19 protein-coding genes are annotated in these 16,231 nt (G+C 46.7%); 8 read left to right on the forward strand and 11 right to left on the reverse strand.

Annotated elements, in window-relative coordinates:
• Window positions 1–8 precede the first annotated feature (8 nt).
• Entirely contained in the window at window positions 9–1,025 is a 1,017-nt protein-coding gene (locus tag FD47_RS00840; RefSeq protein ID WP_054732220.1) for a HoxN/HupN/NixA family nickel/cobalt transporter, read from the forward strand.
• A gap of 53 nt (window positions 1,026–1,078) precedes the next feature.
• On the opposite strand, the gene FD47_RS00845 is transcribed toward FD47_RS00840, so the two are convergent.
• Window positions 1,079–2,008: a LysR family transcriptional regulator gene (locus FD47_RS00845; protein WP_054732222.1), complete on the reverse strand. Its 930-nt coding sequence runs from the start codon at window positions 2,006–2,008 to the stop codon at window positions 1,079–1,081.
• Between the two features lie 86 nt (window positions 2,009–2,094).
• On the opposite strand from FD47_RS00845, the gene FD47_RS00850 reads away from it, so the two are divergent.
• From FD47_RS00850 to FD47_RS00870, 5 genes are all read left to right on the forward strand, one after another.
• Window positions 2,095–3,759: a malolactic enzyme gene (locus FD47_RS00850; RefSeq protein WP_263854571.1), complete on the forward strand. Its 1,665-nt coding sequence runs from the start codon at window positions 2,095–2,097 to the stop codon at window positions 3,757–3,759.
• 293 nt (window positions 3,760–4,052) lie between these two features.
• Window positions 4,053–4,499 (forward strand): GNAT family N-acetyltransferase, encoded by a 447-nt coding sequence (locus tag FD47_RS00855; protein ID WP_056979926.1) that lies wholly within the window; start codon window positions 4,053–4,055, stop codon window positions 4,497–4,499.
• Window positions 4,500–4,506: 7 nt separating this feature from the next.
• The gene (locus tag FD47_RS00860; protein ID WP_054732224.1) at window positions 4,507–5,574 is read left to right on the forward strand and encodes an exonuclease/endonuclease/phosphatase family protein; all 1,068 of its coding nucleotides are present in this window, start codon (window positions 4,507–4,509) and stop codon (window positions 5,572–5,574) included.
• Window positions 5,575–5,861: 287 nt separating this feature from the next.
• Window positions 5,862–7,151: a glycosyltransferase family 2 protein gene (locus FD47_RS00865; protein WP_056979927.1), complete on the forward strand. Its 1,290-nt coding sequence runs from the start codon at window positions 5,862–5,864 to the stop codon at window positions 7,149–7,151.
• Window positions 7,152–7,168: 17 nt separating this feature from the next.
• Window positions 7,169–8,770: a glycosyltransferase family protein gene (locus FD47_RS00870; RefSeq protein ID WP_056979928.1), complete on the forward strand. Its 1,602-nt coding sequence runs from the start codon at window positions 7,169–7,171 to the stop codon at window positions 8,768–8,770.
• Window positions 8,771–8,854: 84 nt separating this feature from the next.
• Here FD47_RS00870 and FD47_RS00875 read toward each other — a convergent pair whose 3' ends face one another.
• From FD47_RS00875 to FD47_RS00915, 10 genes are all read right to left on the reverse strand, one after another.
• A complete protein-coding gene (locus tag FD47_RS00875) occupies window positions 8,855–9,103 on the reverse strand; it encodes a metal-sensitive transcriptional regulator (RefSeq protein WP_082402570.1) in 249 nt (82 codons plus the stop codon).
• 11 nt (window positions 9,104–9,114) lie between these two features.
• Window positions 9,115–10,758 (reverse strand): FAD-dependent oxidoreductase, encoded by a 1,644-nt coding sequence (locus FD47_RS00880; RefSeq protein WP_054732234.1) that lies wholly within the window; start codon window positions 10,756–10,758, stop codon window positions 9,115–9,117.
• A 63-nt stretch (window positions 10,759–10,821) separates the two neighbouring features.
• Window positions 10,822–11,130, reverse strand: coding sequence for a rhodanese-like domain-containing protein (locus FD47_RS00885; RefSeq protein ID WP_054732237.1), 309 nt, complete (start codon window positions 11,128–11,130; stop codon window positions 10,822–10,824).
• A 150-nt stretch (window positions 11,131–11,280) separates the two neighbouring features.
• A complete protein-coding gene (locus FD47_RS15315) occupies window positions 11,281–11,394 on the reverse strand; it encodes a putative metal homeostasis protein (protein WP_138467110.1) in 114 nt (37 codons plus the stop codon).
• Window positions 11,395–11,490: 96 nt separating this feature from the next.
• Window positions 11,491–11,760, reverse strand: coding sequence for a 30S ribosomal protein S14 (gene rpsN, locus FD47_RS00890; protein WP_054732240.1), 270 nt, complete (start codon window positions 11,758–11,760; stop codon window positions 11,491–11,493).
• Between the two features lie 13 nt (window positions 11,761–11,773).
• Complete coding sequence (gene rpmG / locus FD47_RS00895) at window positions 11,774–11,923, reverse strand: 50S ribosomal protein L33 (protein WP_054732243.1); 150 nt, start codon at window positions 11,921–11,923, stop codon at window positions 11,774–11,776.
• Between the two features lie 228 nt (window positions 11,924–12,151).
• Window positions 12,152–12,811, reverse strand: coding sequence for a CPBP family intramembrane glutamic endopeptidase (locus FD47_RS00900; protein ID WP_225352676.1), 660 nt, complete (start codon window positions 12,809–12,811; stop codon window positions 12,152–12,154).
• Between the two features lie 71 nt (window positions 12,812–12,882).
• Window positions 12,883–13,674, reverse strand: a complete 792-nt coding sequence (locus FD47_RS00905; RefSeq protein WP_054732248.1) for a hypothetical protein — start codon at window positions 13,672–13,674, stop codon at window positions 12,883–12,885.
• Window positions 13,667–14,380 (reverse strand): ABC transporter ATP-binding protein, encoded by a 714-nt coding sequence (locus tag FD47_RS00910; protein WP_008212181.1) that lies wholly within the window; start codon window positions 14,378–14,380, stop codon window positions 13,667–13,669. The genes FD47_RS00905 and FD47_RS00910 overlap by 8 nt, the downstream gene beginning before the upstream one ends.
• Window positions 14,377–14,751 carry a GntR family transcriptional regulator gene (locus FD47_RS00915; RefSeq protein ID WP_054732250.1) on the reverse strand — a complete coding sequence of 125 codons (375 nt, stop codon included), beginning with the start codon at window positions 14,749–14,751 and terminating at the stop codon, window positions 14,377–14,379. The genes FD47_RS00910 and FD47_RS00915 overlap by 4 nt, the downstream gene beginning before the upstream one ends.
• A 164-nt stretch (window positions 14,752–14,915) precedes the next feature.
• On the opposite strand from FD47_RS00915, the gene FD47_RS00920 reads away from it, so the two are divergent.
• Both FD47_RS00920 and FD47_RS00925 read left to right on the forward strand, forming a co-directional pair.
• Window positions 14,916–15,125 (forward strand): DUF3923 family protein, encoded by a 210-nt coding sequence (locus FD47_RS00920; RefSeq protein WP_008212185.1) that lies wholly within the window; start codon window positions 14,916–14,918, stop codon window positions 15,123–15,125.
• Between the two features lie 189 nt (window positions 15,126–15,314).
• Window positions 15,315–16,205 carry a 3-hydroxyacyl-CoA dehydrogenase gene (locus tag FD47_RS00925; protein WP_054732253.1) on the forward strand — a complete coding sequence of 297 codons (891 nt, stop codon included), beginning with the start codon at window positions 15,315–15,317 and terminating at the stop codon, window positions 16,203–16,205.
• The last annotated feature ends 26 nt before the right edge of the window (window positions 16,206–16,231 follow it).

Below are 16,231 nucleotides of genomic sequence, written 5' to 3' on the forward strand. Positions count from 1 at the left end.
ATCCGCCAATGGAGAAACTGACAGCCAACCACCGAACGCTGCTTCGTGATGGTTTTCAATATGGCAGTTACATTTTCGCTTTGTTTGCGATTGGCTGGTTACTGGTGATTCTCTACCTAAACCGCTATCCTTCTCTGCTCGCGATGGCTTTTCTGTCATTCACGTTTGGTTTACAGCACGCCTTCGACATTGATCACATCACCACAATTGATAACATTACCCGCAAACTGATTAATGACGGCAAAAATACCCACGGTGTCGGCTTCTTCTTTTCGCTTGGCCACTCATTAGTGGTGATTTTAATGGCAACGGTCACCATCTTTTTCGTGGGCTGGTCAAAACAGCGACTTCCGCATCTCCAACAAATTGGCGCCACGTTTGGCCCGATCGTTTCCGGAACGGTCCTGATTCTACTGGGGACGTTCAACCTCATCATTCTGATTCAGACCGGGCGGGAATTTCGTCAGCTGCGCCATGGCAAAGAAAGCGCCCCGGCAGACCAAATGAGTTCGCGAACGCTGCGGGTTTTCCACTGGGCCCTTCACTTCATCGACCACAGTTGGCAAACCCTGATCGTCGGGTTTTTATTCGGCCTTGGGTTCGACACGGCCACCCAAATTTCGGTCCTGGCAACTTCAGCGGTCGCCACCAGTAACGGGGTGCCTTGGGTTGCCGTTTTGGCGTTTCCGTTACTGTTCACCGCCGGGATGTGCTTCATGGACACCTGTGACGGGCTGTTCATGAGCACCGCATACGGTTGGCTCTTCTCGTCACCATTTCAAAAGATTTACTATAACATCGTGTTGACCGGATTATCCGTAATCACCGCGTTCTTCGTTGGTGGCGTGGAGTTCATCCAAGCCTTTGGTCGCCAACTCAATTTTAATTCCGACCTGGTCCGGTGGTGCGCCGCCCTTAATTTTCAGGTGCTGGGAATTCTACTGGTGGTTTTGTTCGCCCTTACCTGGTCCGTCGCCGTGATCCTGTGGCGACACATTACAAACCGTTCAATTAATAAAAAATAATCATCCTTTTAGGGGCCCATGCAACTGCGTGGGACCCTCTTTTAATTACCGAATTAGGTTCTACCATGACTCGATTGATTTCCAATCCGCCCCGGCTTATGGTCGCGTTGAATAATCTCTCGCAGCTGATTCACAATTGGTTCCAGATGCTCACCAAATACCGTGTGGCGCCGGAATGCCAGGCCGATTTTGAAAGCCGGCAAATCGGTGTCCGCCAATCGAATCCGGGTCACCCGGGGATCGGAAACCTCAATTGCGCTGGTAAGAAAGCCTAGTCCGACGCCATGGGCCACCATATTCAGAATGCTTTGTGCCGCGTTGGTTCGAAAGACCACCTTTGGCCGCACATGGCTGGCCGAAGCGAGTTGAGAAAAGACCCGATCATGAACGAAACTGTCTTTGAATAACACAAAAGGATAACTCTTCAACTCTTGAAATGACACGCTGGTCCACTTAGCCAGCTCACTGGCCGTCGGCACCAGAATCGTAAACGGCTGCTGATCAATCTGGTAAACGTCAATGGTCGGATCGGTAATTTCTTCAATATAGCCTAAAAATGAGAGGTCCAGTTGGCCACTTTTCAAATCCTTCAAGGCCGCAATTGAACCCTCTTCAACCGTGTGAATCGCCATCAACACGTTGGCAGGGAGTTCCTCAGCAATTCGCGGAAAATAGTTGGTTTCGATAATTGGCGGCATCCCCACCACCAATTGATGATTCTGGCTGTTTTGAATATCGATTTTAGCCAGTTGATAATGGTCAGCAATTTCGCGCGCGTGAGCTAACAGCTGTTCACCCGTTCGGGTCAGGGCAATCGCTTGGTGGGGATTCCCGCGAACCACCAGCTGGGTGCCAAATTCATTTTCTAACCGTTTCAAAGCAGCCGAAATAGTGGGTTGACTGACATGGTAGTATTTGGCAACGTCGGAAAAGTTTTTGGTTTCCGATAACAAAATATAATATTGAATGTCTTTAATATTCATTAAAAGTCTCCCGATAGTAATGGATTGTGTAAATCTACTATTATTAATCATAATCGAATGCCAAGTGTTTGACTATACTAAAATTTCTGGAATACACTAACGGTAACAATTACAAAGGGAGTCTTAATATGTCACCAAACGAAATTTTAAACGATCCGTTTAAGAACAAGGGCACGGCATTCACCACGGCCGAGCGTCAGTCTCTAGGATTGGTGGGCATGCTGCCACCAAAGGTTCAGTCACTGTCCGAGCAGGCTGAACAGGTCTATGCCCAGTACCAGTCAAAATCCGGAATGCTGGAAAAGCGCTTATTTCTCATGCAAATCTTCAACGAAAACCGGGTTCTTTTTTACCAGGTATTCAGTCAGCACGTGGCTGAATTCATGCCAATCGTGTATGACCCGACGATTGCGACAACCGTTGAAAACTACAGTAAGCTTTATGTGCAGCCACAAAACGCCGCCTTTCTTTCAATCGATGACCCGGACGCCATTCAGGCCAGCCTGAAAAATGCTGCCGGTGATCGCAACATCCGTTTGGTTGTTGTGACCGATGGTGAAGGAATTTTGGGGATTGGCGACTGGGGAACCCAGGGCGTCGACATTGCCGTTGGAAAACTGATGGTCTACACTGCCGCTGCCGGAATTGATCCCAGCCAAGTATTGCCGGTCGTTTTAGACGTTGGCACCAATAATCAGGAATTGTTACACGATCCCATGTACCTTGGTAATCAGCATCCCCGAATTCAGGGCAGCCAATACTACCAATTTGTGAATCAATTTGTCAAAGCCGTTGAGAACCTCTTTCCGCACGTTTATCTGCATTTTGAAGACTTTGGTCGAAACAACGCCGCGGCAATTCTCAACCGTTATAAATCCAACAACTTAGTTTTCAACGATGACATTCAGGGAACCGGCATTATCGTCCTTGCCGGAATCTTGGGAGCGCTCAACATTTCCAAGCAGAAATTAACTGACCAGCGCTACCTGTGCTTTGGCGCCGGAACGGCCGGTGCCGGAATCACCCAACGAATCTTTGAAGAAATGGTGAACGCGGGGTTATCACCAAAAGAAGCTCGCGAACACTTCTACATGGTCGACAAGCAGGGCCTGTTATTTGACGATACCCCCAATCTCACCCCAGAACAGAAACCATTTGCGCGTTCGCGAACCGAGTTTGCGAACGCTGAAGACCTGACTGACCTGCTCAGCGTCGTAAAAGCAGTTCACCCAACCATCATGGTGGGAACCTCGACGCAAGCCGGGGCGTTCAGTGAAGCGGTCGTCAAGGAAATGGCTGCCCACACGGAACGGCCAATTATCTTCCCAATCTCCAATCCAACCAAACTGATCGAAGCCCACGCCGCCGACCTCATTAAATGGACGAACGGTAAAGCGCTGATTGCAACTGGCGTGCCATCTAATAACGTTGACTATAATGGCACAACTTACGAAATTGGCCAGGCCAACAACGCCTTAATTTATCCCGGTCTCGGTTTGGGCGCGATTGCCAGCACTGCCAAGGTGTTAAACGATAAGATGATTTCAGCTGCTGCCCACTCCCTTGGCGGGATCGTTGATGCCGCTAAACCTGGTGCCGCAGTTCTACCGCCAGTCACAAAGTTATATGACTTCTCGGAAACCGTTGCCGAAGCTGTGGCAAAGAGCGCGGTTGATCAGAAATTAAATCAACAGCCAATTGAATCGGTGGTTGACGCAATTAGGGCTGCAAAGTGGAAACCAGAATATTAAAATCACAAACCAAGTTGCTATCTTTAGTGTCTCGCCATTGAGGATAACGCAAACTTTCTTTTGCAATTAGTTAAATGGCTACCGACTGCCGGTACCCTTCAATACATCGGCCGACCTTCCCCAGACGGATAATCGGCCGATTTTTGTTTATGATGAACCAAGAGTGCCTGGACCCACTCTGACTGCAGAATTTTTTCATCGCCACTCTAATTTTCCGGCTTGTCTTTGCTGCCCACACCACTTAAACTTAGGTTAATCAATGCTTTGTTCACCGTACTTAAAGGAGCCTCACCATGATCATTCACACCACCGGCATTTCCGGGAATCAATTGCGCACCATTACCAACATTTGGCTCGAAGCGAATCTTGACGCCCACTGGTTCATTGATCCGGAGTATTGGCGTAATTACTCCCCGGAAGTCCAAAAAGCCATTGCCGATGCCGAACTATTTATTTTTGAAGATTGCGGTGAGATTAAGGGATTCCTCGGGTTGGATGGTCAGTATATTGCCGGCTTATTTGTCAATAAGCCCTTCCGGCACCAAGGAATCGGGCGCCAGCTGTTAGGTGCAGCCAAACGCACGTATCCCGAACTCACCCTTTCAGTGTACGAAAAGAATCCAATCGCTCACCAGTTCTATCTTGACGAGGGGTTTCGCGAAACTGACCGAGTTTTAGACAACGTCACCGGTGAAATGGCCATTGAAATGGCTTGGCAAAAATCTCATAACGAGGACTGATCTTTCCATGAAGACATTTTTTAAATTCATCCTGTCACTAATCTCTGGGTTGGCAATTATTGCTGGCGGCTACATCGCCTACCTGTATCTCAGTTACCACCGCCAACCGGACAATCTAAAGCTAACCGTTCAAAACCACGCCTCACAGGTGTTGAAAACCAACACCCCCTACAAAGCGATGACCTTTAACATTGGCTATGCCGCCTACCCAGAAAACTACTCGTTTTTCATGGACGGCGGTAAGTATTCCCGGGCTTTCAGTAAAATCAGCGTAGTTAATGATCTTGCTGGAATTTCGAAGGCGGTTAAAGAAGAGGACCCGACCATCGCATTATTCCAAGAGGTTGATACTGATGGGGACCGCTCATATCACGTCAACGAAGTTCAATGGCTGCGTAAGCAGTTCAACGATTATTCCAACGTTTACGCCCAAAATTACGATTCGGCCTACTTGTTCTACCCGTTTAACCGGCCAATCGGCAAAGCCAAGTCCGGATTAGTGACCTTTGCCAAGAGCAAAATCAACAATAGCACCCGCTATTCATTGCCAATCGACACGGATTTTAACAAATTCATGGACCTTGATCGCGCCATTTCAGTGACTCACCTGCCAGTGGCGGGGGGTAAAAACCTCACCGTGATCAACCTGCATTTATCAGCGTTCACCAAGAATGCAAAGGTTCGAAAGGCCCAGTTGAAAAAGTTATTCTCAAAGATGGCCACGGAACGTCAGGCCGGTAACTACGTCATGGTTGCGGGCGACTATAACCACGACATTTTGGGAAACAGCCCCGAAGTGTTTCACACGACACATAAACGAATGAACTGGACCCATCCCTTTCCAGTCAATCAATTACCTACCGGCTTCCGGATGGCCAAAGAAGGCTTAGCAACAGCTCGAATCCCGTCAGTGCGGGCAAACGGCACCCCCTATCATCCCGGAAAAACTTATACGTCACTGATCGATGGGTTTCTAGTGTCGGACAACATTGCTATTAAACACGTGCGGGTGAAGTCACTCGGGTTCCAAAACTCCGATCACAATCCAGAAATTTTGACGTTTGAATTGAATTAATCCTGAGAATCCATCAACTTTTGACTCATGGATTTCCTGCAGCTAAGCGATCGTTCCCAACTTGGGATTGGTCGCTTTTTTAACGTTCATGAAATCGATCACCCAATCATCACCAATTTATAGGAGCCGTTCAGCTCAAATATGACCCCATCCGTAATATACAGTTAACTATTTTTCAAGTTTAGTTAACTGTTTTGCTATTAAGTTATTCTATGTTAGTCTTATATCGGCACATGTTTGCGATGCGCCCTTCACATTAAACGAATGATCGATCGGAGTGATTATTTTTGGCGAGCTTACTAGTCATCTGGGGATTTCTTCTGATCTCCCTAGTCAGTACCAGCGGATTTGGCATTTGGAACGTATTCGCAATTTTCCGAAGAAAAAATTATCAAGCGGCATACAAACCAAATATTCAGCGCCACTTCAACCATATGTATATTTTGATCCCGGCGTTAAATGAGGCTGGCCAGATTGTTAATACCATTAACTTAATGCACCGCGTTGTCCACCATCTCCCAATTACCACTTCACTCGTCATCATTAACGACGGGTCAGACGATGGTACCGGGGAAAAGTTGAAACAATTTTCCGGCGACCCCTTCATTCACGTGATTACCCGTGAACTTCCCAATGCGCGTCAAGGAAAGGGGCTGGCTCTCAATGCCGGCCTGCGGTGGATTGAAAGTCAGTCGCATCATCCAAAAAACACCATTGTCGGCGTCATTGATAGCGATGCTAAGCCAACCCGCCAAGTCATGGAGCGAATCTGTCAGGCCTTCATTCACTCAAACTATGATTTAATCCAAACCGCCATCGCCATTAACAACGTCACCAACTTTCTCACCCTCATGCAGGCGTTCGAATTTGACTATCCCAACTTACTGCAGCAGGTCATTCGAACGGAATGGGGCAGCGCGATTGCCTCCGGAAACGGCCAGTTTATGACGCTTCAGATGGCTGCCGACGTCAAATGGCACAACGCCTTGCTCGACGACTTGGAGTTCAGCATTAACGGCCTTCTCAAGGGTTACCGCGGCGGTTTTTTAGCGGACACGTTCATGCCCCAGGAAGGGGTTCTCACTTACCGGCCACTCGTAAAGCAGCGCGTCCGGTGGTGCCAGGGCGGTATGCAGTGTTTGTTTAAATATGGGAAGACCCTCTTCTTTTCCAAACGGATCCCATCTAAACTCAAAACTGAGATTCTGATTTTCATGGGGCTCCCATTTCTATCAATCATCTTTTCAATCAGCTCAATCATCTCATTTGGCGTTTTGATCGCCCACCTATTTATTTGGCCGGCCTCATCTATCCTCATCGGCACCACGATTTTTTTGATCAGCACGTTCATCACGGCGGCAATGATTGCCATGACTGATCACTCACTTCATCATACAAAGTGCCTGTTTAGCGTCAAACAGGCTGGCCTCATGACCGTCGGTAATTTGATATATATTTGGCAGCTGGTGCCGGTTGCCTACATCGCCCTCATACACTTGATGACCAATCAAACGACTTGGGCAAAGACGGCCCACGCAATGCAAAGTGAACAACGCCCAAATAACTCCCAAAGCTAAGAAAGCTGGTCCCCCAATTGCGTTTCAAGCAATCCCCCATCATCACCGTCAGTTACATAGTCGTTACCATCATCGCCATTCTAGCCATTATTTGGCAGCTAACTGGCACCATAACTGGTTATCTTCACAATCGCCTCATCACCGATTTCCCAGATCAAAACGCGCTCATCCTAACGACCTTTCTTGCGTCTGGATGCATGCTGGTAATTTGGGCCCTGAGTCGATTCTTCGCGCGCCACTATGGTGGTTGGTTCCTTCTTTTTAGCATCCTTATTTCCATTCCAAAAGTGATCCTGGCGATCCGACTACCGATTCACCCGGTCTCGGACATGTATTCGTACAATGTCTTGGCAACATCCTGGGCATCGGGTGATTCCTGGCAGTGGATGAATCATGTCGGCATTCTTGATTTGGATAGTATTTCACCGCACGTGCTCCATATTGCAACCTTTGACGGCTTCCTTTTTAAATTAACGACCACCACGCCTTTGATAACGGAAGGTTTTAATATTATCTGTGTCATTTTATGTGCGATGCTCATCGTCAGTCTGGCGCAACGGTTTTTTACCAGAACGGTTGGCTTCTTTTCAGCAATCATTTTTTTACTCATGCCAAATTGGTACCTTTACAGCTCCCTCATTGGTGTGGAACCGGTCTGGCTTTTGTTTCAATTGCTGGGACTGTACTTTATTATCCGAATTCTCACCAACGATTGGCAATGGACAAGTCTGCGGTTTTGGGGCGTGCTCATTTTGGCCGTCATCTGCTTATTTGTGGCCAAAGAATTGCGCCCACTTACGTTAATTATCGTCATCGCAGTGGTTATCCTGGGGATGTTCAAAGTGCCCATCATCCCGGAATTCACCGGTGGACTAACGCCAAGTCAAACCCACACTCGCCAATATTTCTGGAAGCCCCGGCTGGCGATTCTATTGATTTTTGGGCTTTTCTTTGGTTTGAATCAGGTTAGCACCACCATTGATCGATCAATTTACCAGGTGCCCATTGCAAATTCATCGATTGGCCTGAAATATACGCTCGCGGTTGGCACGGATCCTAAAACCCACGGGATGTACTCGCCACAGCTTATCAGCCAGCTGGAAAAGCCCAACCACAATCACAAGTTAACCGACCAGCAAAGGTTTGCCGAGTTTGATCAAATTCTATCACGGAAATTATTAACCAATCGGCACAGCTTAATCGCCCATCATCAGACTTCACAAGTCATCACCACTAAAAATGAAGAACTAATGGATCCTAATTACGGAATCGTTCTACTGGATATGAACACAAACCAGCCCATCAGCAGTCGTTCCTTAATCGCAAAGAGTTTAGTGCCATCAGTCACCACCATCTCAACGGCGGTTCAGCTGAACATCCTCTTTCTCGTATTAATTGGCCTTTCGATCCAGCTCATCCCTGAAAAAGCATCCCAGCTGCAGCAACGACGCCAAAACGGGATCCTATTGTGCGCTTCAATGCTAGTTGGATTCACCTTAATTTTCATGGCCGTCGAAGTGCAGGCCCGTTATCAGATCAGTTTTTACATTCCGTGGGTGCTGTTGGCCGGCGTTGGGATGAATGGGCTAGCCCTGTTAAATGAACGGTTAATTCGATAATTCATAAAAAGAGGATCCCCTGTTAGGCGCCAGTGCACTGGCACATCACAGAGTTTCCTCTTTAAAATCGTCATTATTCGTAATCTAAAGTTTCGTAATCATCTTTAAAGCTTCATCAATTTTCTCATCAGAAGCCGTCCCACTTTCATCCAAACAGCGCTTCAAGTTTTCAGCGACTACCAGTCCCATCACCTTATCAACGCTGGATCGAACGGCCATCAGCTGTGGCATAATTTCCTGACACGATTTGTCATCATCCATCATCTTTAAAATCCCGCGAATCTGGCCTTCCGCCCGCTTTAAGCGATTCGCAATTTTTGGATCACACGCCATGATCATTCCCCCTAATGTTGAATCCGTTCCGGATAGGCGGCGCTATATGTCAAAAATGCCCCGTCCAAATTCTTCACGTCAAAACCGTCATTCTTCAAAATCCGTTCGGCAATATAGCTCCGTTGACCACTCCGACAACTCACAATCAACGGTCTGTTTTTTGGCAACCCATCGAGATGATCCCGCAGTGAGTCCAGAGGGATATTAACTGCGTCTGGTAAACGACCATCCCGCTGGAGTTCTTTTGGCGATCTCACATCAATCAGATAAGCCCCATTTCTAACGGCGTCATCAACCTGATCGAATTGGATATTATCCGAAAGTCCCTCCAAGAGATTCTCACCTGCGTATCCCGCCATGTTGACGGGATCTTTAGCTGAACCAAATGGTGGCGCGTAACTCAACTCAAGTTCGGGTAAATCGGAAATGCTCATCTTTGCCTTAATTGCGACTGAGAGAACGTCAATTCGCTTATCCGCACTTGCCTTGCCGACCGCTTGAGCACCGTAGAGCTGACCGGTTTTGGCGTCGAACATCACTTTCAAGGATAGTGGTGTTCCCCCAGGATAATAGGCCGCGTGGCTTTGGCCAGTAATGTGGATTGTCTGGTAGGCAATACCAGCTTCGTCAAGCTGGCGGCGGTTCAGCCCCGTTGAAGCGGCCGCCATATCAAACGACCGAACAATTGCGGTGCCGATACCGCCTCGATTGCGGCGATTCAGTCCCATGATGACGTCGGCGACTTGGCGTCCCTGGCGATTAGCGGGTGATGCCAGCGGAATGGATGTCAATTTTCCGGTGATTAATTGTTTCACCAAAATAGCATCCCCCACTGCGTAAATATCAGGTGCCGAAGTGCGATACTGGTCATCTACAACAATCCCGCCCCGTTGGCCGGTCTTAATGCCTGCCTGCTGGGCGGTATCCGTATTTGGATGAACCCCAACGGCAAGAATCACCAAATCCGCATCAACCGTCGTCCCATCACTCAGCTTTAATTGATGATTGGCGATTTCGTCAACGCGGGTATTTAATTTCAAGGTAACACCGTGTTGGGTTGTTTCACGTGAAACGAGGGCGGCCATTTCTTCGTCCATAAAGGGAAGAATGTGATCGCCGGCTTCAATAAGAGTAGTCTCAATGCCCCGCTTCGTGAGATTTTCAACCGCTTCAATCCCAACTGATCCAGCACCAACCACCGCGGTGGTTTTCGCGTCGTGATTGAGTGATGCCATAATCCGATCGACATCCGGAATGTTTCGGAGGGTAAATACGTTGTCAGCAGTTTCGAGCCCCTTAATATCCGGAATCGTCGCGGTTGACCCAGGAGCCAAAATCAGCCGATCATAATCAATTGTTGCTTCCTCGCCACCAGCAACGGCCGTCAGCTGATGCTTATCCGGATCAATTGCGGTCACTTGGGTATTTGGCCGCACGTCAATCCGAAACCGCTGTTTGAGGTGTTCTGGGGATTCGACAACCAGTTGATCACGATCCTTAATCGTTCCCGACAAATAGTAAGGCAGCGCACAGTTCGCAAACGAAACGTAGGGCCCTTTATCCAACACAATGATTTCGGTATCTTCAGACAGTCGTCTTAACCTGGTTGCGGCCGACATTCCGCCGGCAACCCCACCAACAATCACAATTCGCATCCACTTCTCCTCCTTATTTTCAGGTCGCTCATAGTTCTTTATAATAATAAACCCTTACTAACACTAACCCTGAACCGGGCCGTTCCAAGCATTCATTCCACCCTTAACATTGATAACATCGTAACCAGCCTTGCTTAACATCATTGCGGCCCGTTTACTGCGCGCACCGGAACGACAAATGAGGTACCATGGCTGAGATTTCTTAACTCGGCTGACTTGATTTCCAAGCGTTGAGAGCGGTAGGTTAACGGCCGTTGGAATATGCCCAGCACGATATTCGAAATCTTCCCGAACATCGACAATTGTAGGCTTCTTAGCCAGTTCATTTTGTAATTCATTCGTTGAAATTGATTTAAATTTAGCAAATAGCAAGTTGATTTCCTCCTGCATACCCCCATGGGTATTTTTTATTATCATAACGGATTTTTCGCTCCTTGTAAACCTTCGAAAACAATCGGGACATAAAAAATGAGCGACCCTAACGCTTGAATACAAGGATCGCTCATCTTATAAGCTGTAAAACTATTTAATTTGGGTTCGTTTGAAATCCTTAATAATCTTCAAAGCCCGTTTGCGGGTCTTGATACTCGGGCTCTTCAAACGTCGATAAGCACTTGCCAAATACTGCTTTTCCATAATTTGTCACCTGTTTTCTCTGAATCCACGATAGCGACGTCATAACTTACCGTCGATAGTACCATGCTCCGCTACCTCTCAAGAGAAGCGCTTCGACTACCAACTAGCCTTATGCACGCCAGGAATCTGACCTGCATGCGCGTACTTTCTAAAGTTCAGCCGGGACATATCGAACTTGCGCATATACCCCCGTGGACGACCATCAATGTGATCGCGGCGACGCATCCGAATTGGATTGGAATCCTTCGGTAGCTTTGCCAATGCCGCGTAATCGCCCTTTAACTTCAATTCCCGCCGTAAATCGGCGTACTTTGCGACCAACGCCTGTTGTTTTTGATACTTTACAATCTTTGATTTCTTTGCCAAATTGATATCTCCTTTACTTTGTTTCTCTGAAAATTGCCCGCCGTTTTAATTTGGGCGAATACTTCGTCAATTCGAGGGGGTCTGGATTGTTCCGAATGTTTTTGCTTGTCAGATAAATCCGCTCACCAGTTTCAACGCATTCCAAAACAATATTTTTTCGCATCCAAATTCTCCTTTGCACGGTGGCTACTCGCCACCCATTTTAGTCATAACCATGTGAAATACAAATTTTAAAGTCAATCGTTAATAGTAACGATTACTATTATGCACAGATGGCGTTATTTTGTCAATCGCAACCATGAAAAAATGGCTGATCAATTATTCTTTTTTGAGAATAACCAATCAGCCACCTGAGTGAATCAAATTCATTTATTCAATTATGACGCTATCCCTAACTTAGAAATAGCAGAATCCCCGCGTCCCACACACAGTGGAGGATCGTACTTGGCCACAGGCTCTTTGACCGGTAGAAAATCCAGCCAAATATCAATCCCAGTGGCACCACCGTCAGAACATTGGAAAACCATCCCATCAATGAAAGGCCTTCGATTAGATAGAGGGGGACATGCGACAGCTGAAACAGAATCACTTGAATGATGTTGGCTGGCCAAAACGAATGGTGCTTGAGCAAGGAATTCATAAAGAAGCCGCGAAATAGCAGCTCTTCAGTTACGCCCGCACAAATCGTCGATCCGAAAAACTGGCCGCTATTGATGACATTTGAATGAAAGTGAAATCCGTGAAACTTGACCCACATATCGATGCCAAGATAGCCAATAAATAACGCCAGCAGCAGCCAAAACACAACCGGAAACTCAAATTGATACAGTTTTCGATTTTCCAACCAGAGGCCCCGCTGATTTCGATTCAGCCAAATGACTGCTAGGCCAACCATGATTGCGGTTTTGAACGCCACTTCCATCAAATCAGTCGTTAAACCAATCGGAATTTGGTTTTCGATTAACGCAATGCAGAGCCGAGCGGCAATCCACATCGCAAAAAACAGGCAAAAGTGCAGGTAGATATTCGTTTGTGTCCAAGATTTTTCCACTTCAAGGCCTTCCGATTCTCGATCTATAGATTGCTTAAAGTCTAGCACGCCCTCCCAAGGCTTCGCAACTTCTAATTGTTGGCCGTTTCAACCCAACTGCGCATCAGATAAACGTTAATCACCGACTCAACAATTCCGAATACCAACAGGACACTTGCCCCAACATAGACCTGAAGATAATCATTTTTGCTGACGATTCCAGTGAAAATATTGGCCAGCGGCTGAACGGTGTAGCTGATAATATAAATCAAAAGCCCAACGACAACCACGTAGAGAACGAGTCTGAAAAGGCGGGACCGGGTATCAGGCAAGAATGACGTTAACGTCGTTGTAATGAGGTGAACGGTGCTAACCGACGCCCATGAAAAGACGGCCAAGGCAAAGGTCAGGACAATCAGGGCGATGGTTAGATTAATCAAAAAGCCAGTGTTTCCCCACTCCGAACTGGAATGGGCAGCCATGTAAGAAAATGATCGTTGAACACTCTTAATAACCTCATTGAGATTTGTGAGCATCGCCAACATTGAAAAAATCACTTGGGTCACGCCCAGGTAAAACATGCTGATGACGGCGGCCAGAATATTAGCCATATACAGTTTCGTGTCACTGGTTGGAATTAATCGGTAACAATCACTCACAAACACCGTTTCATTATCTCTGGCAATCAGAATGAAGGCGACAAATAACACGATAAATGAGTAACTAACCGTGATTCCCAAGGGATCTTCCGTATTCAGGTTACCCCGGTAAACCATATACAAAATTGTGAGGATAATGGCCACGACGTCCACAAGGAGAATGTGGTTAATGATCCGAATTCGTTTGCGACTAAGTACCTTTAATAACGACAGAAAGTTAGTCATTGCTATCACGCCCTTCATATGCTTTTTCATAGTAATCTTCGATGCTTTGTCCAAACTTCTCCCGAATTTCTTCGGTTGATTTCTGGTCAAAGACTGTCTGATCCTTAATGATCACCACTTCGTCAAGAATGCTGGCGATTTCGGAAACGTAGTGGTCGCTCACCAAGATTGTTGCGGTTTCCGGTTTCCACCGAATCATGCTGTTGATGATCTTTTTGCGGGACATACTATCAATTCCAGAGAACGGCTCGTCCAACAGGTACACTTTGGCGTCCCGTGATAGGGTTAATCCGATAATGAGCTTTTCGCGCATCCCCTTTGATAGTTGGGATAATTTAAGGCCTTCATCAATTTGGAGAAAGCCAGCCAATTCGTTATAGCGCTTGTCAGAAAAATCGGGATAAACATCCTCGAAGAAACTGACGATCCGGTCAATCCGCATGTTCCGTGGAAAACCCGTCAATGGTTCACTAAAACTGACCACCGCCTTTTTTTCGGCAATGCCCGTTTCTCCATCAATGGCAATCTGGCCGAAGTATCCCTTACCAACGCCGGCGATTAGCCGCATTAAGGTTGTTTTGCCGGCACCGTTTTCGCCCAACAGGCCAACAATCTTCCCGGCACCAATGCTCAAATTGATGCTTGCTAAAATCGCCCTCATATTCTTACGATAACTTAAATTCGAAATTTCAATCGCGTTTGTCATTTCTGATCATCCCTTTGTTTATCGATGTATCTGCCCAAGTCATTCAAAATCTCTTCGTCACTCACGTTGAGTTCCCGTAAATTTTTATATAATTGTTGCAAATGTTCGTTAATTAATTGTTCCTTTAACTCACTAATCTGCTGATCAGTTGCCGTGACAAAATTTCCCTTCCCACGTTTTGGTTCGATTAAATTCTCGGCTGTTAATTCACTCAGAGCGCGTTGAATTGTATTGACGTTGACCGTCAAATCAACGGCGAGTTGGCGAACGGAAGGCATTTTGTCCCCCGGCGCCAGCTTACCCGTGATGATTTGCCGATAAATATATTCTTTAATTTGATAATAGATTGGCACCTTATCGTCGAACTGCATTTTCAAGCCTCCCTAGTGTTATATGTTACTATTACACTATAACACGGCCGCCAAAAAATACAAGCTACCGGGTTCAGAATCGGCGAATTATTTCAGTCGAACTGTTTGCAAAGCATTCATCTATGCCATATTCTGATGGTAATAAGCGAAGGGACGTGGTTTAAATGCGCGGTTGGTGGGTATCTTTGATCATTGAAATTCTAATTTTAGGCGGTCTCGGTATCTTTGTCATGCTCAGGCAAGTAGATGGTGCCGGCGTTGTCCAAACCTTACCGGCAAAGCTGGCGAGTTTAGCGGTTGTTGGAATCCTGGCCGTCGTCGTGATTGGCATTCAACTGTTAATTCTCATCCCGATTCGCCGGAAACGTCAGTAGGTCTCCCCTTAATCCGGACAATGTTAATCAACATGCTTATTAATGGTTGATAGGCGCCATCATTTTACGTTTGTGAAGTAATCATCATATAATTCCCAAGGCATTTTGGTTGCATTTCACAAGGCTTCTGCTATATTTAAGTTGATGATTGTTGTAACCGTTTTCATTTATAACAAGGGGGATTTTCTCATGGCTATCAAAAAAGTAACCGTTGCTGGTAGTGGTGTGTTGGGAAGTCAAATTGCGTTTCAAAGTGCCTTCAAGGGCTTCGACGTGACCGTTTATGATATTAACCAGGAGGCCGTGGACAAGGCAGCTGAGCGAATCAAGGGGCTGCGCCATGCTTACCGAACTGATATTGACGCAACTGACGAGGAATTTAACGCGGGGATTGGACGACTGCGCTTCACCGACGACTTAGCTGATGCTGTTAAGGATGCTGATCTGGTTATCGAAGCGATTCCGGAAAATCCTAAGATTAAGCGTGATTTCTATAAAAAGATTGGCACCCTGGCACCAAAGTCCGCTATCTTCACCAGTAACTCATCAACGTTAGTCCCAAGTATGTTTGCCGCAGACACTGGCCGGCCAAAGCAGTTCTTGAATATGCACTTTGCAAACCAAGTTTGGTTAAACAACACGGCTGAAATTATGGGCTCACCGGAAACTGATCCGGCAATCTACGATGAAATTGTTGCGTATGCGCGCCAAATTGGCATGATTCCGATTCAACTAAAGAAGGAACAGCCCGGCTACATTCTCAACTCCCTATTAATTCCATTCCTTGATGCCGCTGAGCAACTGTGGCTAAAGGGAATTGCGGATCCGCAAATGATTGATCGAACCTGGATTGCGGCAACTGGTTCGCCATTCGGTCCCTTTGGAATTTTAGATGCGGTTGGTATTCGAACCGCGTACAATATTACCGCGGCGGAATTGAAGGACCACCCGGAACTGCAACCGATTGCCGATCGCCTCAAGGAATTACTCGATCAGGGAAAACTAGGAATGGAGTCCGGCGAAGGCTTTTACAAGTACCCTGATCCTGAGTTCAAGAAACCCGAATTTTTAAATGAATAGTTTTAATCGACAATAACTCCTTGGTC

It is taken from the genome of Lentilactobacillus parafarraginis DSM 18390 = JCM 14109 (assembly GCF_001435895.1).
Lineage (GTDB): Bacteria > Bacillota > Bacilli > Lactobacillales > Lactobacillaceae > Lentilactobacillus > Lentilactobacillus parafarraginis.